This is a genomic window from Thermococcus aegaeus, from assembly GCF_055393685.1.
The window spans coordinates 808,597-828,686 of sequence record NZ_AP042464.1; the positions used below are offsets into that span (position 1 = coordinate 808,597).

Annotated in this window: 24 protein-coding genes; 11 read left to right on the forward strand and 13 right to left on the reverse strand. The window is 41.4% G+C overall.

Going from position 1 to position 20,090, the window contains the following annotated elements; genetic code table 11:
- Positions 1 to 263: 263 nt before the first annotated feature.
- Together ACZ5NL_RS04440 and ACZ5NL_RS04445 are read right to left on the reverse strand one after the other, a co-directional pair.
- Complete coding sequence (locus ACZ5NL_RS04440; protein WP_464843131.1) at positions 264 to 599, reverse strand: MFS transporter; 336 nt, start codon at positions 597 to 599, stop codon at positions 264 to 266.
- The gene (locus ACZ5NL_RS04445) at positions 600 to 824 is read right to left on the reverse strand and encodes a hypothetical protein (protein ID WP_464843132.1); all 225 of its coding nucleotides are present in this window, start codon (positions 822 to 824) and stop codon (positions 600 to 602) included.
- A 119-nt stretch (positions 825 to 943) separates the two neighbouring features.
- Between ACZ5NL_RS04445 and gcvH the strand changes: the two genes are divergently transcribed.
- Entirely contained in the window at positions 944 to 1,348 is a 405-nt protein-coding gene (gene gcvH / locus ACZ5NL_RS04450) for a glycine cleavage system protein GcvH (RefSeq protein ID WP_464843314.1), read from the forward strand.
- Between the two features lie 12 nt (positions 1,349 to 1,360).
- On the opposite strand, the gene ACZ5NL_RS04455 is transcribed toward gcvH, so the two are convergent.
- Positions 1,361 to 2,224: an MBL fold metallo-hydrolase gene (locus ACZ5NL_RS04455; RefSeq protein WP_464843133.1), complete on the reverse strand. Its 864-nt coding sequence runs from the start codon at positions 2,222 to 2,224 to the stop codon at positions 1,361 to 1,363.
- Between the two features lie 114 nt (positions 2,225 to 2,338).
- Between ACZ5NL_RS04455 and ACZ5NL_RS04460 the strand changes: the two genes are divergently transcribed.
- The 7 genes from ACZ5NL_RS04460 (at position 2,339) to ACZ5NL_RS04490 (ending at position 10,692) form a co-directional block, all read left to right on the forward strand.
- Positions 2,339 to 3,718 (forward strand): ADP-specific glucokinase, encoded by a 1,380-nt coding sequence (locus tag ACZ5NL_RS04460; protein ID WP_464843315.1) that lies wholly within the window; start codon positions 2,339 to 2,341, stop codon positions 3,716 to 3,718.
- Positions 3,719 to 3,830: 112 nt separating this feature from the next.
- Positions 3,831 to 5,015: a mannosyl-3-phosphoglycerate synthase gene (mpgS, locus tag ACZ5NL_RS04465; protein WP_464843134.1), complete on the forward strand. Its 1,185-nt coding sequence runs from the start codon at positions 3,831 to 3,833 to the stop codon at positions 5,013 to 5,015.
- A complete protein-coding gene (gene mpgP / locus ACZ5NL_RS04470; RefSeq protein ID WP_464843135.1) occupies positions 5,012 to 5,743 on the forward strand; it encodes a mannosyl-3-phosphoglycerate phosphatase in 732 nt (243 codons plus the stop codon). The genes mpgS and mpgP overlap by 4 nt, the downstream gene beginning before the upstream one ends.
- On the forward strand, positions 5,740 to 7,122 hold the full coding sequence (locus tag ACZ5NL_RS04475) for a mannose-1-phosphate guanylyltransferase/mannose-6-phosphate isomerase (RefSeq protein WP_464843136.1): 1,383 nt from the start codon (positions 5,740 to 5,742) through the stop codon (positions 7,120 to 7,122). Before mpgP ends, ACZ5NL_RS04475 begins: the two co-directional genes overlap by 4 nt.
- A 2-nt stretch (positions 7,123 to 7,124) precedes the next feature.
- Entirely contained in the window at positions 7,125 to 7,517 is a 393-nt protein-coding gene (locus ACZ5NL_RS04480) for a hypothetical protein (RefSeq protein ID WP_464843137.1), read from the forward strand.
- 10 nt (positions 7,518 to 7,527) lie between these two features.
- Positions 7,528 to 8,901, forward strand: a complete 1,374-nt coding sequence (glmM, locus tag ACZ5NL_RS04485; protein WP_252743170.1) for a phosphoglucosamine mutase — start codon at positions 7,528 to 7,530, stop codon at positions 8,899 to 8,901.
- A gap of 72 nt (positions 8,902 to 8,973) precedes the next feature.
- Positions 8,974 to 10,692, forward strand: a complete 1,719-nt coding sequence (locus ACZ5NL_RS04490) for a chloride channel protein (RefSeq protein WP_464843138.1) — start codon at positions 8,974 to 8,976, stop codon at positions 10,690 to 10,692.
- 1 nt (position 10,693) lies between these two features.
- Here the strand turns inward: ACZ5NL_RS04490 and speB are convergent, their stop codons facing one another.
- Positions 10,694 to 11,551 carry an agmatinase gene (gene speB, locus ACZ5NL_RS04495; RefSeq protein WP_464843139.1) on the reverse strand — a complete coding sequence of 286 codons (858 nt, stop codon included), beginning with the start codon at positions 11,549 to 11,551 and terminating at the stop codon, positions 10,694 to 10,696.
- A 155-nt stretch (positions 11,552 to 11,706) separates the two neighbouring features.
- Here speB and ACZ5NL_RS04500 point away from each other — a divergent pair, with 155 nt between their 5' ends.
- The gene (locus ACZ5NL_RS04500; RefSeq protein WP_464843140.1) at positions 11,707 to 11,973 is read left to right on the forward strand and encodes a PfkB family carbohydrate kinase; all 267 of its coding nucleotides are present in this window, start codon (positions 11,707 to 11,709) and stop codon (positions 11,971 to 11,973) included.
- Positions 11,974 to 11,986: 13 nt separating this feature from the next.
- Here ACZ5NL_RS04500 and ACZ5NL_RS04505 read toward each other — a convergent pair whose 3' ends face one another.
- The 3 genes from ACZ5NL_RS04505 to ACZ5NL_RS04515 form a co-directional block, all read right to left on the reverse strand.
- Entirely contained in the window at positions 11,987 to 12,403 is a 417-nt protein-coding gene (locus ACZ5NL_RS04505; RefSeq protein ID WP_464843141.1) for a translation initiation factor IF-5A, read from the reverse strand.
- A 70-nt stretch (positions 12,404 to 12,473) separates the two neighbouring features.
- Positions 12,474 to 13,136 carry a 16S rRNA methyltransferase gene (locus ACZ5NL_RS04510; protein ID WP_464843142.1) on the reverse strand — a complete coding sequence of 221 codons (663 nt, stop codon included), beginning with the start codon at positions 13,134 to 13,136 and terminating at the stop codon, positions 12,474 to 12,476.
- Complete coding sequence (locus tag ACZ5NL_RS04515; RefSeq protein WP_464843143.1) at positions 13,111 to 14,202, reverse strand: saccharopine dehydrogenase family protein; 1,092 nt, start codon at positions 14,200 to 14,202, stop codon at positions 13,111 to 13,113. The genes ACZ5NL_RS04510 and ACZ5NL_RS04515 overlap by 26 nt, the downstream gene beginning before the upstream one ends.
- A gap of 62 nt (positions 14,203 to 14,264) precedes the next feature.
- On the opposite strand from ACZ5NL_RS04515, the gene ACZ5NL_RS04520 reads away from it, so the two are divergent.
- Both ACZ5NL_RS04520 and ACZ5NL_RS04525 read left to right on the forward strand, forming a co-directional pair.
- Positions 14,265 to 14,855: a metallophosphoesterase family protein gene (locus ACZ5NL_RS04520; RefSeq protein WP_464843144.1), complete on the forward strand. Its 591-nt coding sequence runs from the start codon at positions 14,265 to 14,267 to the stop codon at positions 14,853 to 14,855.
- Positions 14,855 to 15,853: a hypothetical protein gene (locus ACZ5NL_RS04525; protein ID WP_464843145.1), complete on the forward strand. Its 999-nt coding sequence runs from the start codon at positions 14,855 to 14,857 to the stop codon at positions 15,851 to 15,853. The genes ACZ5NL_RS04520 and ACZ5NL_RS04525 overlap by 1 nt, the downstream gene beginning before the upstream one ends.
- On the opposite strand, the gene ACZ5NL_RS04530 is transcribed toward ACZ5NL_RS04525, so the two are convergent.
- The 6 genes from ACZ5NL_RS04530 to ACZ5NL_RS04555 are packed head-to-tail and all read right to left on the reverse strand — an operon-like array spanning position 15,813 to position 20,085.
- Positions 15,813 to 16,490: a DUF257 family protein gene (locus ACZ5NL_RS04530; RefSeq protein WP_464843147.1), complete on the reverse strand. Its 678-nt coding sequence runs from the start codon at positions 16,488 to 16,490 to the stop codon at positions 15,813 to 15,815. The two genes, ACZ5NL_RS04525 and ACZ5NL_RS04530, sit on opposite strands and share 41 nt — an antisense overlap.
- Entirely contained in the window at positions 16,487 to 17,131 is a 645-nt protein-coding gene (locus ACZ5NL_RS04535) for a DUF257 family protein (protein ID WP_464843148.1), read from the reverse strand. Before ACZ5NL_RS04535 ends, ACZ5NL_RS04530 begins: the two co-directional genes overlap by 4 nt.
- A 53-nt stretch (positions 17,132 to 17,184) precedes the next feature.
- Positions 17,185 to 18,117, reverse strand: a complete 933-nt coding sequence (locus ACZ5NL_RS04540) for an NOL1/NOP2/sun family putative RNA methylase (protein WP_464843149.1) — start codon at positions 18,115 to 18,117, stop codon at positions 17,185 to 17,187.
- 36 nt (positions 18,118 to 18,153) lie between these two features.
- Positions 18,154 to 18,810, reverse strand: a complete 657-nt coding sequence (locus tag ACZ5NL_RS04545) for a hypothetical protein (RefSeq protein WP_464843150.1) — start codon at positions 18,808 to 18,810, stop codon at positions 18,154 to 18,156.
- 2 nt (positions 18,811 to 18,812) lie between these two features.
- Positions 18,813 to 19,103: an iron-sulfur cluster assembly protein gene (locus tag ACZ5NL_RS04550; protein WP_464843152.1), complete on the reverse strand. Its 291-nt coding sequence runs from the start codon at positions 19,101 to 19,103 to the stop codon at positions 18,813 to 18,815.
- Positions 19,093 to 20,085: an ArsA family ATPase gene (locus tag ACZ5NL_RS04555; protein WP_464843154.1), complete on the reverse strand. Its 993-nt coding sequence runs from the start codon at positions 20,083 to 20,085 to the stop codon at positions 19,093 to 19,095. The genes ACZ5NL_RS04550 and ACZ5NL_RS04555 overlap by 11 nt, the downstream gene beginning before the upstream one ends.
- Between the last annotated feature and the right edge of the window lie 5 nt (positions 20,086 to 20,090).

Sequence of the window (20,090 nt, forward strand, 5' to 3'; positions counted from 1 at the left end):
ACAGTGCACCGATTAAGATGTTTCCGAGAAGTATACCCCCATAAACGAAGTCTCTAAAAGACCGTACTGTTCTGCAGTGAATTTAATAACTATCCTCATCACATAAGGGTAAAGAACCGCAAATATTGGAGCCGCAAAAAAGTTAATCACCAAAGCAAAGCCCATCAAAATTAATATCCCTCTTTGGACTCTTATGTAGTTTAAGCCATCTCTTAAACCCTCAAAAACTTCGCCAATGTTTTTTTATCTTCTCTACTTTTTGTTCATAATCTTATAAAAAGCTCACTAACACCTGAAGCTATAAACGACACACCATTGATAAGAAACGCTATCATTATTCCTCCCATCCCATAAATTATCCCACCAAGGGCTGGGCCTACTATATAAGCTGTGCTGTTGAGGCTCATCAAAATTGAATTTGCTCTCATTAACTCCTCTTTTTCTACTATATCCGGCAGCATAGCACTGGTTGCCGGCCCGAACAAAGCGTTCATGATCGACACAACGAACTGCGTTCCAAAAAGGATAGGTATTGTTATCAAATTTTTTGAAGCCAAAAGAGCTAGAAGTATAATAACTGCTCCCCTTCCAAAGTCCATCTAGACCATTATCCACTTTCTATTGATTCTATCTCCCAAAACGCCAGCTATTGGGTATAGGAGTAATCGAGGAAGCATTGAAATTATCATAAAAGTTCCCATTATCGTGCCAGAGCCTGTTAAATCTAGAATGAACAAGGGCAAAGCCCCATCTTGTACTCCACTTCCCACGAGAGATACGAAACGTCCCATGGCAAAGAGCCAAAAATTTCGATTGTCTCTCATTTACTCTCCCTCAAAAGCTGATTTATGTGGTCAATTCAATAATACATTTTGCTCAAAAGTGATCACAATTAGGAAAAGCTTTAAATGTTTTTTAGCCATAAAAGGCTATGGTGATTGCTATGATTGAGGTTGGAGAATACAAGATTAAAGAGGGATTATACTACACCAAGGACCACGAATGGGCTCAAGTGCTTGAGGATGGCACGGTTTTAGTGGGAATAACCGACTATGCACAAAAGGAACTTGGTGACCTCGCTTATGTAGAACTTCCAGAGGTTGGAAAAGAGGTGGCAAAAGGGGATGTACTCTGCGAAGTAGAAAGCGTAAAAGCCGTAAGCGAAGTTTACGCACCAGTTAGCGGTGAGGTAATTGAAGTTAACGAAGAACTTGAAGACGCTCCAGAAAAAATCAACGAAGACCCATATGGAGCTTGGATTGCTAAGATAAAGCCAAGCAATCTTAAAGAGGAATTGAAAGAGCTTATGGATGCTAACGCTTATGCTGAATACTTGAAATCACTCTGATTTCTTCTTCTTTCAAATTAATTCTCCTGAAAGCAAAACATCTTCTACAGGCCTTGCTTCATATCCTAATCCTCTCAAAATCCTTGCAAATTCCCTATTATAGCCATATCGTGTGTAAATTTTTTCAGGCTTAACCCTCTCAATTATTCTTATAAGCTCCCAGAAGTCTGCATGGTTGCTGAGCTTTAGATTCCCAAACCCAGAAACAAACAGCTCAGAAGGATGGATGCCGTTAATAGGCTTTTGAGTCCTAAAGCCCCTAATAACAACCTCCCCATCATTTGAAATGTTGTTAAACTTAATTCCAAATTTTTCGTAGATCTTGGCGACTTTTCTTATATCACTTGGAACTCTCGCAGAATAGCCATGAACGTCCAGAATTTTAAGCAGTTCCTGAGCCTTTCCCATTTGATTTGCATAGAGCGTTGGAACCTTTTTTCTGTCTAATGCTTCCTCCACAAAGGCTATGAGCTTCTTTTCAGCTTCTCTTGGAGTCGGAAAGTTGTACATTGGAAGGCCGTAAGTGGCTTCAATAACCAAGATATCAGCCTTTCTGAATTTGCTTTTTTCGGCCGTTCTAAGCTTAAACCATTTTACATCCCCTGTGTAAAGGAGCGAAAACTCATCAAATTTGATGTATATTTGAGCAGAGCCCAGCATGTGACCTGCTGGATAGAGCCTTGCTTTATAATCACCTATGTAAAAGCTCTCTCCAAATCGGTAGGTCTTGTAGAATCCACCTTTTTTGAGATGGCTGAGGAACTTCGTGGGTTTTGTGGATATTATAAACTCTCCACTAACAAAATGATCAGTGTGAGCATGACTTTGAAAGGCAATTTTTGATGAAGAATCCAACCCAATACCTTTGATTATCATCATCCATAGTTTATGCCGGAAGTTTTTGAAGTTTATCTTGGCTAATGTTTATTAATTTTGAATGCATACCAACACTGGAGGTGATAAGCTATGAAGGAAAGCCTTAAAGATAGGATAAGATTGTGGAAAAGGCTGTATGTAAACGCCTTTGAGAATGCTCTAAACGCTATCCCAAACGTTAAGGGTGTTCTTCTGGCATATAACACCAACATTGATGCCATAAAATACTTAGACAAGGAAGATCTAGAAAAAAGAATAACCGAAATAGGGAGAGACAAGGTTTTTGAAATTATTGAAAATCCACCTGAAAAGATCTCCTCCATTGAAGAGCTTCTTGGTGGAATATTGAGGAGCATAAAACTTGGCAAGGCCATGGAGTGGTTTGTAGAGAGTAAGGAAGTGAGGAGATACTTAAGGGAATGGGGATGGGATGAGCTGAGAATAGGAGGGCAGGCAGGGATAATGGCGAACCTTCTTGGGGGAGTGTATAGGATTCCGACGATTGTTCATGTTCCTCAGAATCCAAAGCTTCAGGCGGAGTTGTTTGTAGATGGTCCTATTTATGTCCCCGTCTTTGAAGGAAATGAGTTGAAGCTAGTTCACCCTAAAGATGCCATTGCAGAGGAAGAAGAGTTAATCCACTACATATATGAATTTCCCAGAGGTTTTCAGGTTTTTGATGTTCAAGCACCAAGAGAGAATAGATTCATAGCCAATGCCGATGACTACAACGCGAGGGTCTACATGAGAAGGGAATTCAGAGAAGGCTTTGAGGAAATTACCAAAAATGTTGAGCTAGCGATAATAAGCGGGCTGCATGTTTTAAAGGAATACTACCCCGACGGAACAACATACAGAGATGTTCTTGATAGAGTTGAAAGTCATTTGAATATCCTCAACCGCTACAACGTGAAGAGCCATTTTGAATTTGCATATACTGCAAACAGAAGGGTTAGGGAGGCACTTATAGAGCTTCTACCGAAGTTCACAAGCGTCGGCCTTAATGAAGTAGAACTTGCCTCAATAATGGAGATAATAGGAGACGAGGAGCTGGCAAAAGAAGTTCTGGAGGGACATATCTTCTCAGTCATAGATGCGATGAATGTTTTAATGGACGAGACAGGAATTGAGAGAATTCACTTCCACACCTACGGCTACTACCTCGCCCTAACTCAATACAGAGGAGAAGAGGTAAGAGATGCTCTGCTCTTTGCATCCCTCGCTGCAGCTGCTAAAGCCATGAAAGGAAACCTTGAAAGAATAGAGCAGATTAGAGATGCCCTAAGTGTACCAACAAATGAAAGGGCAATAGTGCTTGAAGAAGAACTTGAAAAGGAGTTCACAGAATTTGAGAACGGCCTTATTGATATGGTGGACAGACAACTTGCTTTTGTGCCAACAAAGATTGTAGCATCTCCCAAGAGCACCGTTGGAATTGGAGATACCATTTCAAGCTCTGCTTTTGTCAGTGAATTTGGCATGAGGAAAAGGTAACCTTCTTTATTTTTTTAACCTAGGGTAAAATTTATATATAGGAAAAAATAAAAAGTATCTGGCAGAGTGTTTTCATTATTCTGCTTGCTCTAATCACTTGGGAGGTGATAATATGCTTTTAGAAGCTCCGGTTTATAAAGAAATCTTTGGAGCTGTGAAGATTTACGAACTACAAAAAGTCATCAAGATGGATACGGAAACTGAAGATGTTCCTATGTTCACTGTTCAAAATATTCCAAGGGAGGATATCTACAAAACCATCGGAGAAATGGCAATAGTCGTGCCGATGAAAAACGAAAAGCTACACTTAGTTGATGGAGTTCTTAAAGCAATACCCCACAAATCGCCAATCATAATAGTCTCTAACAGCAAAAGAAAGGGGCCCAACAGATTCAAGCAGGAGGTAGATTTAGTAAAACACTTCTGCAATTTGACACACTCGAAAGTTATTATGATCCACCAGAGAGATCCCGGGCTAGCGGAGGCGTTTAGAGAGACAGGGTACGAGGACATCTTAGACGAAAAAGGACTTGTGAGAAGTGGAAAAGGAGAGGGCATGCTCATAGGAATAATGCTTGCTAGGGCAATAGGAGCCAAATACGTAGGATTCGTTGATGCAGACAACTACATACCCGGAGCGGTTAATGAATATGTCAAGGACTATGCCGCTGGATTCTTGATGAGTGAAAGTGAATACACGATGGTAAGGCTCCACTGGAGGCACAAGCCTAAAGTTAGCAGAGGAACGCTTTATTTCAAGAAGTGGGGAAGGGTGAGTGAAATAACTAATCGCTATCTGAATCAGCTGATAAGTGAGAAGACTGCATTTGAAACCACGATAATGGTAACCGGCAATGCTGGAGAACACGCAATGACAATGAAGCTTGCAGAAATTCTACCGTTTTCAACGGGCTATTCAATAGAGCCCTATGAGATAGTGTATCTTCTTGAGCGCTTTGGTAGTTGGGAAAATGTGGAAGAGTTCCAAGATGTTTTTGATCAAGGGATAGAAATATTCCAGATAGAAACGTTAAATCCCCACTTCCACGAGGATAAGGGGCAGGAACATGTAAAGGAGATGGTGTTGCTGTCTTTAACCACAATATACCACTCAAAACTTGCATCAGAGCGGTTGAAGAGGCAGATTTTAGAGGATCTCAGAATGCATGGGATAATAAAAGAGAACGAAGAACCACCAAAGCCGAGAATCATGAGACCTATAAAGGATATAGACACCAAGAAGTGGATGAAAGTTCTTGAGTCAAACCAAGAGACCCTTCTGAGGTTTGATCTATGAAGGTGATCTTCCTAGATCTGGATAAAACTCTTATTGGAGAGGACTATTTCCCAGAACCAGCAAGGGAGATAGTGGACTTTCTGAGGGAGAAGGGCTTCAAGATAATCTTTAACTCTTCAAAGACGAAAGCAGAGCAGGAGTATTACAGAAAAGCACTCAAAGTCTCGGATCCCTTCATAGTTGAGAATGGGAGCGCAATTTACATTCCAAAAGGGTATTTCAACTTTGAATTCCCATACAGCCGGGAAAATGAGGGTTACTATGTCATCGAACTCGGCACAAAGTATGATATCATAAAAAAAGCTTTAGATGAAATAAGCAGCCGCTTTGGACTAAAATACTATGGGAATTCAACAATTGAAGAGATTATCGAATTTACTGGTCTCCCAAAGGAACTTGCAGAACTCGCTGTGAAGAGAGAATATTCAGAGACAATTTTCAAATGGGCAAAAGAGGGATTCCAAAAAGAGATAGAGCAGAGAGGGCTTAAGATCACCAGAGGCAGCAGATTTTACACTGTTACCGGAGACACTGATAAGGGGAAAGCCGCAAAAATGCTTATAGGTTTATACTCAAAGATTGGAAAAGTAGAAAGCTACGCCGTGGGGGATGGAGAAAACGATATTCCGATGCTTGAGGTTGTTGATCACCCATTTGCTATAAACCTTTCACACAAAAGAGCTAAGAACATAAAGACAATAAAAGAACTTATGGAGGTGATAGAATGAAAACACTTATCCTTGCTGGAGGAAAAGGGACTAGATTATGGCCATTGAGTAGAGAGTTAATGCCAAAGCAGTTTATAAGAATTTTCGACAGTGCATCCCTTTTCCAAAAGACCGTTGAAAGAGCGTTAAAATTCTCGAAACCCAAAGAGATATTCATCGTCACAAACAAGGAATACAAGTTTAGGGTTCTAGATGACTTGAAGGAGCTTGGTATAGAAGTTCCAGAGGAGAATATTCTTCTTGAACCTGTTGGAAAAAATACTTTGCCCGCAATTTTCTGGGGAATGAGGGTTATAGAAGAGAACTACGGGAAGTCAAAAGTTGCTGTTCTACCATCAGATCATCTAATAAGGATTAACGAAGACTATGTAAGGGCGTTTGAAAATGCCGAAAAACTTGCAGATAACTATTTCATAACATTCGGCATTAAGCCAACAAAGCCCCACACCGGCTATGGCTACATAAAACCAGGAGAGAAACTTGAAGGGGGATACAAAGTTGAGGAGTTCAAAGAAAAGCCGGATTACGAGACCGCAAAGCGCTATGTGGGAGAGGGCTACTACTGGAACAGCGGTATGTTCCTTTTCGATAGCTCACTGTTCATTGAAGAAGTAAAAACTCTCGCTCCAGAGGTCTACAACGCCTTCGAAGAGGCGAAAAGCATAGAAGAAGCATATGAAAAGGTTCCGGAAATTTCCGTAGACTATGGCATCATGGAAAAGACTGACAAAGCAGCTGTAGTGCCACTAAACACTTACTGGAATGACTTGGGAAGCTTTGATGCAATATACGAGGCCTTTGAAAAAGATGAAAACGGAAATGCCCTCAGAATAAGTGGATTTAAGGGAGACTATATAAACGTAGATTCAAAGGACAACCTGATAATAACAGAAAGGCTAACCGCAACAGTAGGGGTAGAAGACCTAGTGATAATAGACACCGGAGATGCCCTGCTCGTAGCTAAGAAGGGCGAAACCCAAAAGGTCAAAGAGGTCTACAAAAAGTTAGTAGAAAAAGGAGATGAGAGAGCCTTAGTACACAGAACTGCATACAGACCCTGGGGAGCCTATACAGTTCTTGAAGAGGGAGAGAGGTATAAAATAAAGCGCTTAACGGTCTTACCTGGCAAAAGATTATCCCTCCAAAGACATTATCATCGTTCAGAGCATTGGGTTGTTGTGAGGGGGACTGCAAAGGTAAAAATCGGAGAGAAGGAGCTACTGCTAAGGCCGGGAGAGAGCACATTCATTCCCGCAGGGGTTGTCCACAGGCTCGAAAATCCGGGAAAAGTGATCCTTGAGGTCATAGAGACTCAGATCGGGGAATATCTAGGGGAAGATGACATTGAAAGGTTCCAGGATGACTTCGGGAGAGACTAAAAATGGGGAAAGAAAGCTGCAAAGACAGATGGGAAAGACTCAGCGAAACGCTCTCCTCCCTTTCAATTAGCCTACTCGGCACTATACTCTTCGTACTTGTGATAAGCTACTTCACTCTAAAGGGACTTGGGAATGCTAAGATCACCGTCCCCATTCAAGGGGTTAATGTAGAGATAACCTACCCAGAGATGAAACTCCCGATAGACTTCGACGCATTGTATAGGGTTATAATACTCCTCTTTGGTACAGTGTTAATTGGAATCCCTATACCCCTCCTACCTGAAAACATGAAGGCACTAAAGGGAGGAGTTGCACTAATTCAGGTTGCAGTCTTTACCTATGCATTCTATTCCTTCATAGCAATCATCCTTGAGCTTATAAAAGCACTTGCGTGAGGTGATGGTGATGGGCAAGATATTTGGGACGTTTGGAGTTAGAGGAATCGCAAATGAAAAGATAACCCCAGAATTTGCACTCAAAATGGGAATGGCATTTGGAACGCTCCTAAAAAGGGAACAGCCTGACAAGGAGCTCTGGGTTGTCGTAGGAAGGGACACAAGAGTTAGCGGAGAGATGCTCAAAAATGCCCTGATAAGCGGTCTTCTAAGCGTTGGAGTCAACGTCATAGATGTGGGCATAGCACCAACTCCAGCGATTCAGTTTGCATGCAAGTACTTCAAAGTCGATGGAGGGGCTGTAATAACTGCAAGCCACAATCCACCTGAATATAATGGGATAAAACTCCTCGAGCCAAATGGTCTAGGCCTTAAAAAAGAAAGAGAAGCAATTGTAGAGGAGTTATTCTTCAAAGAAGACTTTTACAGAGCTAAGTGGGACGAGATAGGTCAGCTGGTTGAGAGGGACATAATAAGGCCTTACATAGATGCAATAAAGGCGAGGGTGGATGTGGAGGCAATAAGAAAGAGAAGACCCTTTGTCGTGGTGGATACTTCGAATGGTGCAGGATCCTTAGTGCTCCCTTACCTCTTGAGAGAGCTCGGCTGTAAAGTTGTTAGCGTAAACGCCCATCCCGACGGACACTTCCCCGCAAGAAACCCAGAACCCAATGAAGAGAATCTCCAAGGATTTATGAAGATCGTGAAAGCACTTGGAGCGGACTTTGGAATAGCCCAAGATGGCGATGCAGACCGATCAGTCTTCATAGACGAGAACGGAAACTTCATACAAGGAGACAAAACCTTCGCCTTAGTTGTGAAAGCAATGCTCGAAGAAAACAAGGGAGGTTTGGTCGTAACAACCGTAGCAACCTCCCACATAATAGACGAGCTTGCCAAAATCTACGGAGGAAAAGTTCTGAAGACAAAAGTTGGAGATCTAATAGTTTCGAGGGCACTGCTTGAGCACAACGGTTTAGTGGGAGGAGAGGAAAACGGGGGAGTAATATTCCCAGATCACGTTTTGGGCAGAGATGGAGCTATGACCGCTGCAAAGATAGTTGAAATCTTTGCAAAAAGCGGTAAAAAGTTCAGTGAGCTTATAGACGAGCTTCCAAAGTTCTACCAAGTAAAGACCAAAAGACACGTCGAGGGGGACAGAAAAGCAATAGTGGCAAAGGTTGCGGAGATTGCAGAGAAAGAAGGGCTAAAAATTGACACCACCGATGGAACAAAGGTTCTTTTCGAAGATGGATGGGTGCTCGTAAGGGCAAGCGGAACAGAGCCAATAATAAGAATCTTTGCAGAGGCAAGAAGTGAAGAAAAGGCAAGAGAATACCTCAACGTAGGACTAAAGCTGCTGGAAGAAGCCTTAAAGGCTTAACTTTTAAACTTTAATATGCCCACCTTTGGTTTCTTCAATCTTTAAATACCCCTAGAGATTATTCCTAAGTCGATGAGAAGAGAAGAGTATGTAAAGAAGTGGGCAACTATTCTTTTCCTCTCTATACTCACAGGGGTAGTCAGTGGATTGGGGGCGGTTGTTTTCAGAAAGCTAATATTTCTCACGAGATTGCTGTTTTTTGAGATTTTACTCCCTCACATCTCCTTCTATTACCACGGTTACAACTTCGGGTATATTCTGCTTCCAGCAATAGGGAGCCTCATAGTCGCACCAATAATCAAAAATTATCCCGAATTAAAGGGAAACGGCATACCCGAGGTTATAGAGGCGGTTATATTCAAAAGAGGAGAAATAAAGGGAATACTGGCAATCTTGAAGGCATTGGTAACTTCAATTACCATCGGAAGCGGAGGAAGTGTTGGTAGAGAAGGCCCGATAGGCTTTATCGGAGCTTCATTAGCCTCAGCCTTAGCGCAGACTTTTAAACTCTCCTCGGAAATGAAAAAGCTCCCAACCACATGTGGTTTAGCTGCAGGAATAGCAGGGACGTTTAATACTCCATTTGCCGGAGCGATGTTCGCCCTTGAAGTCGTTTACATGGGGATATTTTCAATAAACCTCGTCCCGATATTCCTATCTGCCGTAGTCGGCAATACCGTGACGTTGCTGTTCCTGGGGGAGGCTTTTGAAGTCAATATTCCCCTTCAGATTGCCCATGAACATATTGAACTTTTCTTTCTGTTCCTTATGGGTTTACTATTTGGGATTTTAGCTGCATATTGGGCAAAGTTTCTGTTTTGGCTCACCGATAGATTTGAAGGTACTAAAACTCCACTGTGGACAAAGCTTTTTATCGGAGGGCTAAGTGTTGGCTTTATCGGAATGTTCTTCCCCCAATACGGAATACTTGGGGTTGGTTATGAAGGGATGGAGCTTGCCATTGCAGGATTGCTCCCCCTTGCAGTCCTTATCCTTTTAGGAATTGGAAAGATGGTGGCAACATCCGTGATGATATCCTCCGGGCACAGCGGCGGCATCTTCGCTCCCAGCCTTTATATTGGTGCTCTACTTGGAGCTGCATATGGAACAATTTTAAAACTTCTTTTCCCCACCATTGGTATCAATCCAGCCGTTTATGCCCTAGCAGGAATGGCAGCGTTCTTCAGCGGACTAACTCAAGCACCAATAAACCAGATACTCATGGTGGCAGAGCTCACTAGAGGATACGCTCTTCTTCCAGGAGTTATAACCTCCGCAACAACGAGCTTTTTAACAGCTAGGTTTATTCTCAAAGGCTCTTCGGTATATACCCTAAAGCTTGAACGGAGGGGAATTCGCATAAAAACAGGTCGCCCCGTTGTTTTAGAGACTATCCCCGTTAGAGAGATAATGACTGTAAAGCCCATCTTTGTTTACAAATGGAATACCCTAAGGGATGTTGAGGAGCTCGTTGCAAAGACCGGCCATGATTGTTTCCCGGTTGTTGATGAAAAAATGAACGTATTGGGAATAGTGGGTATAAAAGACTTCCTAAACCTCTCCCAAAGAATAAAAACGTTACCAATAGAGAGGTTTTTGCGCAAGGAATATGGTGTTGGATATTTAAATGAAACAGCCCAAGATACCTTTGAAAAACTAATGAAATACGACCAAAACCTTCTTCCCATTGTTGAAAGTCCAGAAAACAGAAGGCTTATCGGTGTTGTAACAAAGAGGGACATCTACAAGGCATATTATAGGGCATTAAGAGAAATGTACATAGAAGAGTGAATCATTTTGAAAGCATTCCAATCATGTAAAAGAGGAGTTTTGCGGCAGTTAAAGCTGTAATGTCTCCAAGCTCCATCCCCGCCACTTCCATTATATCAAAACCAATGACCTCTTTGTTCTTCACCAACCATTCCAGCGCCTCTAAAACCTCCCAAAACCTTAATCCACCAGCTTCTGGAGTCCCAGTTGAAGGAACCATTGAAAGATCAAAGACATCTATGTCCACAGATACATACACCGGCTCTGGAAGCTCCTTTACGACCTCTATGAACTTTTCGAGAGTGTACTCCCTTGCGTGAACCCAAGGTATGTCAGCCTCTTTGGCATATTCCACCTCTTCTTTTGTACCACTTCTTATTCCAAACTCGGCAACCTTAACCCCCAATTCTGAAATCCTTCTGGCAACACATGCGTGATTCCAGGGGTTATCTTCATAACTCTCTCTTAAATCAAGGTGGGCATCGAATACCACGTAGCTTTTCGGCTTTAATGCCTTCACTGGGGCAAAAGTCATTGAGTGTTCACCGCCCAAGACTATAGGGACTGCCTTAGGGTTTATTCTCTTAATTTCTTCTATTGTCTCAATGCCTCTTTTTATTGTTTCAAGCGGATTACCAGCGACGATGGCTAAATCGCCAACGTCAGCTATCTCTACCTCTGCAAGGTCAATATCGTAATCTAAAATATAGCTCTCCAAATTGAGCGTGGCTTGTCTTATTAACGTAGGCCCGAACCTTGTTCCAGGTTTGTAGGAAGTTGTTCCATCAAAGGGAATGCCGAGGATTACAAAGTCAGCTTCCTCAATATCGCTCATTGGAAACTCAAGCTTTAGCGTCTCATAGGTATAGAGGAGTTCCATCATCCTTCACCCGGAGAGGGTTTAGAATAGGGGTTAAAAAGTTTTGCAAGATTAAAAGCTAAAGAGGAACGACAATTTTCTCATTGGGTCTTAGAGGAACTTCTCTGCCAGCTATGCTAAGCTTAATGACCTCCTTGCCCTCGTCACTCTTCACAATGACTTCTTTTAGACTGACCCCTCCCCGGCCTGAAGGGCGAAGCTTTCGGAAAGGAAAAGTAATTGCACTTGATGAAGAAGAAAATGTCATCTCAGTACCCGCCGAAAAAACGAGAGTTGTAGAACTCACGGGTGCTGGAGACTCACTCTTCGGAACAATAATGGCAGGCGTCTCCCAAGGAGATTCTTTAAAAGAAGCAATAGAGCGAGGAATTAAAACTGCAAGTAAAGTTGTTGCAAGCCCCAGGAATCTCATAAAAATTTAAGATAAGAAAAGAATCACTCGCTTTCTCCTTTGAGCTTCATTATTTTTATTCTGCCAAGGGTTTCCCAGTATTCAACGCTAATACCCTCTCTGATCTTGTCCTTGATTTCATCATCAACGCCCGTTGCTATCGGGACATCAAAGATTTCGTATGTCTCCATGTCCATGAGCTGGACTGTGTCTGGTGTGAGAGCTATTATTTGACCCGTTCTCTTGTCGATAATTGGGACATCAACTTCAGCGCTTGTTGGCTTCACAATGCTCCTAACCTTGCCGTCAAATATTCCAACGGCCTCAATTCTAGCCTTTGCTGAACCGTGCTTTCCTGGGGATGAAACCGTAATGTTGACTATTCTGCACGGCTCGTCATCAATAAGGATGTATCTTCCGGGTTTGAGCTTACTAACCTGAACTCTGGTTTTGTCTCCCATTTTTCTTACCTCCCACAAACGTTCTTGATGTGGTTTATTTTAAGCATTTAAAAAATTTTTGAAGAAGATTCTACCAAAGTAAACTTCCCTCATAGTTTATCAAAACCTCATTGACAACACTCCATGCCATTAAAGGCTCCTTGTAAATGCTAATCCTTTCTCCCTTTACTTCACTCAAAAAGTCCCCATGGGGGAATCCGCCAACGATAACAGCTGGCGAAGCGTAATTAACCAATTTTTCTCCGAATTCCTTTGGAGTTAATAAATTCCCATTTTCATGCATTATGAAAATCCCATCTGGGCCTATCTCCTCAAGGAGTTCTGAAAGCGTTCCCTTCCTCATTTTCAGAAGTTCAAGATCTCTGGGAACGGCTTTGTTTTTGAATAAGCTTTCCATCAGCCCCACAAAGCGATTGTAGTTTCGAGGAAGCCTGGTCTCGGGTTTAATATAAATAACTTCGTCGTTTCTTGTGTGCACATAAACCCTAAGCTTTCCTTCTTTGTTTAATATACTCTCAAGGGCATTTATAAGGCACAGGTGGACTATATCCGGCCTTCCCCTCCTCTCTCCATCCTCCAGCAGTTTAAGGGCTGAATGATGATAGGTGGAATCAAGAAGCACTTCATCTGGCTTCTTTCCCCTCTTCCTTGCATAGTTGACAACCGAAGGGTGGTCTCTTATCTTCTCCGGCACAAGCTCAAGTTCACTATCGGCTATTACTAAATGGAGCATCTTCCACTACCTCCACATGGATGTCTCTCTCCCTTATCTCTTTCATTATTTTTGAATACGTGTCAGCCCTCATCCCTAAAATCTCTGGAGGAATTACTCCATATGCGCACTCTCCATTCATAACGATCCTAGAAACTATAGCGGCCGTGAATCCCGTCACCCTTGCCATAGAAGTAAAACCATCCTTTGCTTCATCATATAAGAAGTACCTGATTTCCCTCTCTTTTTCATTCTTAAAGCCCCTGCCATAAACTTCCATTATCGAAAAGTCCTCGCTCTCGTAATTCATTAGTGGGGCAATTACCCTAAGCGTAAATTCAACGTTTTCTTCTTCAAAAAATCCTAGCTCTTTCAGGACTTTCATTTTCTCCAGATGCCCCGGCCACCTAAGGGTTCTCTCCTCGAGGTGATTTGCGTTTATTGTTTCAATAAGGGTTCTCAGCCCATCACTTACAAACTCTTCAAATTCGAAGTCTTTGAGCTTTACTTTCCAAATTTTTTCCAGTGGATCCACTTCTCTAACTTCGCCATCTTTCACAATCCTTGCCTTCCTTGTGTATTCTTCTATCAGATCATACGGCGACCAAGTGATTTTGTAGTAAAGGGGTGGCTTTGGGATCTTCGGAAGCCCGCCCACACGGATTATTCCCTCCTCAAGAGGGCTTAACTCCTGATATATTCTTCCCAAGAAAATATTGCTAAGTCCCGGAGCAAAACCAGCATCAACGATAGCCGTCATATTTGCTTTTACGGCCTCTTCCCTAAGCGCTAACGGATTTTCTGGCATAAAAGAAACATCCACAATATCCACCCCAGCTTCTATAGCCGCTTTTAGAGTTCTAAATCCAAACCTTCCGGGAAGGGCTCCCACAACAAGATCAAAGCCCTTCATTTTCTCAACTAAGGAACTAAAATCAGAGGCATCTACTTTTATTGGGTTCGCATAATTCTTTACATCTTCCAATCGATTTAAGTCTCTATCTCCTGCCCACACTTCAAAATCCTTACTAAGATCATAAGCTATAGCCTTTCCAACATTGCCAGCCCCAAGTACTAAGATTCTCATACACTCCACCTTTCTAAGAATAAAACCAAAGGTATATAAAATGTTGTTCTGGAATTATTGTGATGAGGTTAAACTTACCCAGCTTTTTAAGAAGAAGAGGGCTTCCAAAAGAATTACTGGAGAGTAAAGAGGCCAAGATAATGCATATAAGCGACACTCCGGACAATATATATCCTTTCATCCTAAACCTAATAGAAAAAAGCAGACCGGAGTATATTATTCATACCGGAGACCTTGTGGACAACATAAAACTTGAAAGAAAGCCCGAATTAAAGGAAAGGTATGCAGAAAGGGTAAAAGAGTTATTAGATATACTTGAAAATTCCGGAGCTGAGATATACATTGTTCCAGGAAATGAGGATAGTGAGGAAGTACTCAAAAAACTCGTCAGAAAAGCTCGAATAGTAAAGCCCGGAGAGGTCGTTAAGGTAGACGAAGTAAAGCTTGCCTTAGCACATGATCCCAGTCAGCTAAATCCTCCCAAAGATGTTGATTTCATTCTCTACGGACATAACTTCAGGAATATCAAGCATGGATTGAATGGCCTTTTAAATGTGAACTTCATCCTTCTGGGGAGTAAGAAAGTTGTTAGGGTCAAATATCCCGATGGGACAAATTTTGAAAGGGGATATAAGTTAATGAGGGGATTGTGATGAGATTAATGCGTTTTGGTCCTTCAATGCTCTTTTTGAGGACATCAGATGTTGAAGGTGGCGAAAGCTTCCTAAAAAATCTTTTTGGAGTAGAAGAACTCTCCGTTGACGATGCATGGAATCAAAGCGGAGAACTTGATACAATAATCTTTGTAACCCCTGCAGAAGAATGGAAGACAGTATTAAATCTAAAAAGGGGAGCTTTTTTGGTCAGAATGCGAAGTGACAGCGTTTTAAAGGAGCTTCTAAATGCAAAAGCCCCTTTTGACAGAGCAAACCTTGGGCCCCAGATAATTCTTCTGAGAGTGCCAAAAGAAGCTGAAAAAACTTCCGAAATAATTCCTAAAAGGTACGATGGGATAGAGACAAGCTTCGCTAGGGGTATTAACGAAGGAGAAGAGCAAGATACCCTACTTCTGGTGACAGACAAGAAATTGAGCGAACCTTTGAGCATAAGAGATATAAAAGAAGCGTTTTTGATCAGAAAAAATTTCATAGAAGTCTACAGAACCTTAAGAACTGACTTGCCAATTATACTCTTTAAACTGCTCCCGGAGGGTTGGAAAGAGATCACTATCAGAATCTACGACACCGAGAAGAGATACGAAGAGAATATAGAAAGGGTACTTCTAGTTCTTGAAGATCTCGATCTCGGCTATGTCGTAAGTGAAGGGTGGGACTGGGATTACCCAAGACCATTCATGAGGATCAAGGTTTACAAAATAAAGCTTATAACTTGGGAAGAGCCCCTCAGAATAAAGTTCCTTCTCAAAGGATTAGAGTACAGAGACTATCAGAGATTTGCAGATATAGATGTATTTGTCGAGGAAAAGAAAATTCCATGGGTAGAAGTGTCCAAGGAGTACGCATCTAAATTTGAACTCGCGAAGGCAGCAAGAGAAGAGCTTGAGAGATTATTGAGTGAAGATACAAAAAGAAGACTTCATGAGATAGAAGCTAAACTTCTGAAAGAAGCAAATCCTCAAAAGGAATCTTGAATTCCTTCCCATGATCTTCTAGCCGAGGAGACTTTTTAATACTTACTTTCAATATTCCCTTTTCATGAGAAATTTCGAGAACCCGAGAAGCCGCCTCTTCAGCTTGGAGACGAAAAGCATCAGTTGCAATGTTTTTGTTTATAAAATATACACCAATCCTATCCTCGTTTCCTAAAACATAGCGCATATAATTAGTAATGTATAATTCAAACTCCTCTCTTCTTTCTCTCAAATGAACAAGTTTTTCAACGCCAAAAATGAAATACACCACATTCCTATGCTCTTTATAGTACTCTCGAAGGATTCTCATGTAGTGGGCCATATAAACCGTTGGATCCTGATATGGATCCAAGTATCCAATTATCCTCCCAACGTTTATGCTTCCCCCACCTTTTATTACATCCAGCGTATCCATAAAAGAAGTATCCTCTCCAGCAACTTCAAGACTAAGCTTTATCATAGGCAAGATATCTAAGATATCCAACACCAGTACATTCTCCGTGAACTTTCGCGAAACGTTAACTAACCACTTAAATATAAAATGTATGGGTTCAGAAGGAGAGTATTCTACTACAACGCCCTCTTTCCACGTAATGGATCTCAAATATTCCACAATTTCTTTAGTTGAGTCATTCATACTTCTATCACCTCTTTCAACAGATTAAGTTTAGGCGCTTTCTTAACGAATGCTTGATCCCCTCTCTCGTTGAGAGTAATAATTCTTGTAGAGCACTCATACCAAGAGGCTTTAACATGCTCATTCATGAGTCCAGTTAAAGCAAAAACAAACGTTATGTTCCCTTTGAAAGGAGCTTTTTTAATCAGTTTATCAAAAAACTCTTCTACCCTGAAATGAGAATCTTGGATAGAATACATGAACTTTTCCGTACCTAAAAAGACCACAGCAGCTTTTTTAGGAGATACCCGCTCAAAGAATTTGCTCACTGCATCGTTGTACTCTTTAAGGTATACATAAAACTCCTCCATTATTCTAATTCTTCCAATTATGTTTCTCGTTTCCACACGCCCTCCAGCTTTAATAACTGGTAGTGTTTCTAGTGATGATGTATCATGCCCCATGAATCTAAGCTGTTGCATGAAAAGGTGGAATGTGTCAAGAACATCAATGATCAAGATAGACAAACCGTTTTTCTCTGCCCAAGACAATATTTTTTCAAAAAGGAGCTCGGGATGGGATGTGGATCTATATTCTACAAACACAATCTCCCCATTATTAATATCGTTCAAAAAATCTACCAATCGGAGTTTCATCGTCATCCACCAATATTTATTGCTTACTCAAATCTATTAAATGTTTTTGTTAGATTCTTCTAAGATTTCTTCCTTATTTTTGCAACGAAAAATCCACTTGTGTTATGTCTGTCTGGATAAAATCTCCTCGCCTTGCTAATCTCTTCACTAAGCTCTATTCCAAAAGGTGTCGTTAGGGCAGGTTCACCATGTCTAAGGGGGAGAAGTTCAACGTCAAAATTGTCCAGAACCCACTGAATAACGAATTCATTTTCCTCAGGCTCTAAAGAACATGTGGAATATACCAACACACCGCCTTTTTTGAGGTTCTCCAGAGCTACCTTAACCATTTGCATTTGCAGATTCTGACAGAACTTTACATCTTCTAGCGTTCTGTTCGACTTTCTTTCCGGATTTTTGTGAATGGTTCCGGAGCCTGTGCACGGAGCATCAAGGAGAATCTTGTCAAACTCAATCTCTAGCTCCCCCATATAAAGGGAGCTTTTGTGGAAGAGTATTGTGTTTGTAACTCCAAGCCGAGAGAGATTCAGTCTTGTTTCTTTAAGCCTTTCCTCCCCAACATCAAAAGCATATATAACCCCTTTGTTCTCCATGAGCTGCGCAAGATGTGAAGTCTTTCCTCCCGGCGCTGCTGCCATGTCCGCAACGACGTCTCCCGGCTTTGGCTCCAAAGCTATTGGGGGATACATGGATGAGGCTTCCTGAATGTAGAGCAAACCACCGAGATATTCAGGAGTAGAAGTAATTGAAAAGGGTTCCCTCGTCAGGCAGAAACCTTCTTTTGCCCAAGGTATGCGTTTAAATTGAAAACCCTTTTTGTTCAACATCTTGGTAAGCCTGGAAATTTCAACACGAAGAGTATTAACCCTAAAACACCTTGGCAGGGGTTTTTCCATGGCTTCGGCTATTTTTAAAGCCCTCTCACCCCATAATTCAAAATATCTCTCCGCAAACTGCTTTGAGTATCCAAGGCTGAAAAGTCTCTCCATCATGAAGAGAAATTTAAAGGGAAATTTATTAGCTTTTCCCTACCTTTCAAAGGGACTTTCCTTTATCCTTTCATTAACAAACCTTACTATATGCCTGACATCTTGCTCTATCGTTTCTATCTCCGGCTTCATGAAGACATAAAGTACGTTTGTCTTTGGAGTCAGTGAAATGTGTTTGACGTTTTCGACTTTTGAAAATCCTTGGAGAAATTCCTTCAGTGTTTCAACGTCTCTTCTCTTTTCAAACAGTGCTTCATACTGTTTTCCGTTTACTTCTATTATTTCTCTTTGCAGAAGCTCCTCATCTTCAATCTTCGGCTTAAAGCGGTAATAGCCCTTCTGTATCAAGTGCACCTCGCGTTTTATTGTGGCATATGGTTTTACCACAAAGTATATCTTATCATGCCTGTTTATCAGCTTTGAGATAGGGAAATAGAGAATGCTCTGCCTCGGCAAAAGAGTTAATGTATATTCAAACTTGTCGATGTTACCTTCATTGACCTTATAAAACGCCCTAAATCCCACATATCCGCCTATCCACACATAGTCCTTATCCTTGGGCTTTACGACCTTCTCTATCGTCCTCAGATAGTAGTCCATTATAGTCAAATTGAGCTTCCTTCCTTTATAAAACTGCAAAGTGGCAATTGCACCTAAAACCATTATCAAAAGCAACAATTCCGGTGTTACCTTCATGATTAAACCTCCTCTATTGGGTAATACCTTTGAAATGTCATGTCATCGATTATCTCAAAGTTCACTTTTCCCTCTAAAACTTTTACTATATCCTTGACTATCCTTGCATGAACCGCCCAATTAACCGCCATCTCAAATGGATGTCTAGGAGTCCTTCTTGCCAATCCAAGGAAGATTATTATTTTGTTGTCTTCTTTCCTGATCAAACTCACAATTCCTAGACTAACTATATCCTCTCCACTTATAGGCTCTCTCACCTTCCTGAGCTCTTCATAAATCTCCTCAATCTCCAACTATTAACCCCCCAACTTTCTCAAGCCATTTTAGCCCTCTCGGTTCTTCTTCAAACATGGGTACTGTAACGATGTCTATTCCATTGAATTTTTCCCCTATGTCTCTAAGAACTTTTCTTTGAGCTTCCATCTTTACCTTTATCCTTGGAACTTCCTCTTCAAGCTCAATGACTTTGTTGACAATAACCAGATTAAAAGGAATTTTGAACTTCCTTAAAGCCTTATAAGCCCTCTCTGTCTCATACAGCGGTAACATTTCGGGATTCATCACCGCCACGACACTGGTCTTTTTTGGATTTGTAACAACATTCCGGACAAAATTTATCTCGGCTTTATATTGCTTAAGCTCCTTCATTACGGGGTCTTCTTCCTCTTTACTCGGAAGTTTATACTCTTCCCCTTCAATCACAAACTTCCTCTCTCCCTGTATGTTCTCAATTGCCCTCCTCTTTTCTAAAATCTTTTTTCTTATCTCTATGAGCTTCTCTGTCCAGATGAGAGCAATTTCAGGAAGGGCCAATACTCTCAAAGTTAATCCAGTTGGAGGTGTATCAAATACTATGACATCCCATTCATCTCCTTTTTGCAGTATCTCTCTGATAGCCTCAAGGGTGGCGTATTCTTCTATACCCGGAGAAAAACTGAGCACTTCAAAATACTTCTCAAGGTTTATGACGGTAAGATACCTATACATATGCTTTAAATTCTCCTCAAGATGCTTTAAATAGGCTTTAATGAGCTTTTCCATGTCGAGTTCCATTGCATAAAGGTTCTCAGCTATTTCCTTCGGCTTGTCGTTTAGCTTTACCTCAAACACATCACCCAAGTTGTGGGCCGGGTCTATTGAGACTATCAGAGTTTTGTATCCTTTTTTTGCGAGGGCAACCGATACTGCAGCTGAGCTCGTTGTTTTTCCAACCCCTCCCTTTCCAATGAAGAATAAGACCCTGAATCCTTCTTTTGGAACCAAATAGTCTCTCATCGTTA

What these genes read in the sequence shown, in the direction of transcription:
- ACZ5NL_RS04530 (WP_464843147.1), bottom strand. Translation starts at nt 16,490, where the DNA reads ATGAATGACTCAACTAAAGAAATTGTGGAATATTTGAGATCCATTACG.
- ACZ5NL_RS04455 (WP_464843133.1), bottom strand. Translation starts at nt 2,224, where the DNA reads ATGATAATCAAAGGTATTGGGTTGGATTCTTCATCAAAAATTGCCTTT.
- ACZ5NL_RS04440 (WP_464843131.1), bottom strand. Translation starts at nt 599, where the DNA reads ATGGACTTTGGAAGGGGAGCAGTTATTATACTTCTAGCTCTTTTGGCT.
- ACZ5NL_RS04545 (WP_464843150.1), bottom strand. Translation starts at nt 18,810, where the DNA reads ATGAAGGTAACACCGGAATTGTTGCTTTTGATAATGGTTTTAGGTGCA.
- ACZ5NL_RS04515 (WP_464843143.1), bottom strand. Translation starts at nt 14,202, where the DNA reads ATGAGAATCTTAGTACTTGGGGCTGGCAATGTTGGAAAGGCTATAGCT.
- ACZ5NL_RS04525 (WP_464843145.1), top strand. Translation starts at nt 14,855, where the DNA reads ATGAGATTAATGCGTTTTGGTCCTTCAATGCTCTTTTTGAGGACATCA.
- mpgP (WP_464843135.1), top strand. Translation starts at nt 5,012, where the DNA reads ATGAAGGTGATCTTCCTAGATCTGGATAAAACTCTTATTGGAGAGGAC.
- glmM (WP_252743170.1), top strand. Translation starts at nt 7,528, where the DNA reads ATGGGCAAGATATTTGGGACGTTTGGAGTTAGAGGAATCGCAAATGAA.
- ACZ5NL_RS04475 (WP_464843136.1), top strand. Translation starts at nt 5,740, where the DNA reads ATGAAAACACTTATCCTTGCTGGAGGAAAAGGGACTAGATTATGGCCA.
- ACZ5NL_RS04490 (WP_464843138.1), top strand. Translation starts at nt 8,974, where the DNA reads ATGAGAAGAGAAGAGTATGTAAAGAAGTGGGCAACTATTCTTTTCCTC.
- ACZ5NL_RS04445 (WP_464843132.1), bottom strand. Translation starts at nt 824, where the DNA reads ATGAGAGACAATCGAAATTTTTGGCTCTTTGCCATGGGACGTTTCGTA.
- gcvH (WP_464843314.1), top strand. Translation starts at nt 944, where the DNA reads ATGATTGAGGTTGGAGAATACAAGATTAAAGAGGGATTATACTACACC.
- mpgS (WP_464843134.1), top strand. Translation starts at nt 3,831, where the DNA reads ATGCTTTTAGAAGCTCCGGTTTATAAAGAAATCTTTGGAGCTGTGAAG.
- ACZ5NL_RS04535 (WP_464843148.1), bottom strand. Translation starts at nt 17,131, where the DNA reads ATGACGATGAAACTCCGATTGGTAGATTTTTTGAACGATATTAATAAT.
- speB (WP_464843139.1), bottom strand. Translation starts at nt 11,551, where the DNA reads ATGGAACTCCTCTATACCTATGAGACGCTAAAGCTTGAGTTTCCAATG.
- ACZ5NL_RS04540 (WP_464843149.1), bottom strand. Translation starts at nt 18,117, where the DNA reads ATGATGGAGAGACTTTTCAGCCTTGGATACTCAAAGCAGTTTGCGGAG.
- ACZ5NL_RS04555 (WP_464843154.1), bottom strand. Translation starts at nt 20,085, where the DNA reads ATGAGAGACTATTTGGTTCCAAAAGAAGGATTCAGGGTCTTATTCTTC.
- ACZ5NL_RS04510 (WP_464843142.1), bottom strand. Translation starts at nt 13,136, where the DNA reads ATGCTCCATTTAGTAATAGCCGATAGTGAACTTGAGCTTGTGCCGGAG.
- ACZ5NL_RS04480 (WP_464843137.1), top strand. Translation starts at nt 7,125, where the DNA reads ATGGGGAAAGAAAGCTGCAAAGACAGATGGGAAAGACTCAGCGAAACG.
- ACZ5NL_RS04500 (WP_464843140.1), top strand. Translation starts at nt 11,707, where the DNA reads ATGACTTCTTTTAGACTGACCCCTCCCCGGCCTGAAGGGCGAAGCTTT.
- ACZ5NL_RS04505 (WP_464843141.1), bottom strand. Translation starts at nt 12,403, where the DNA reads ATGGGAGACAAAACCAGAGTTCAGGTTAGTAAGCTCAAACCCGGAAGA.
- ACZ5NL_RS04520 (WP_464843144.1), top strand. Translation starts at nt 14,265, where the DNA reads ATGAGGTTAAACTTACCCAGCTTTTTAAGAAGAAGAGGGCTTCCAAAA.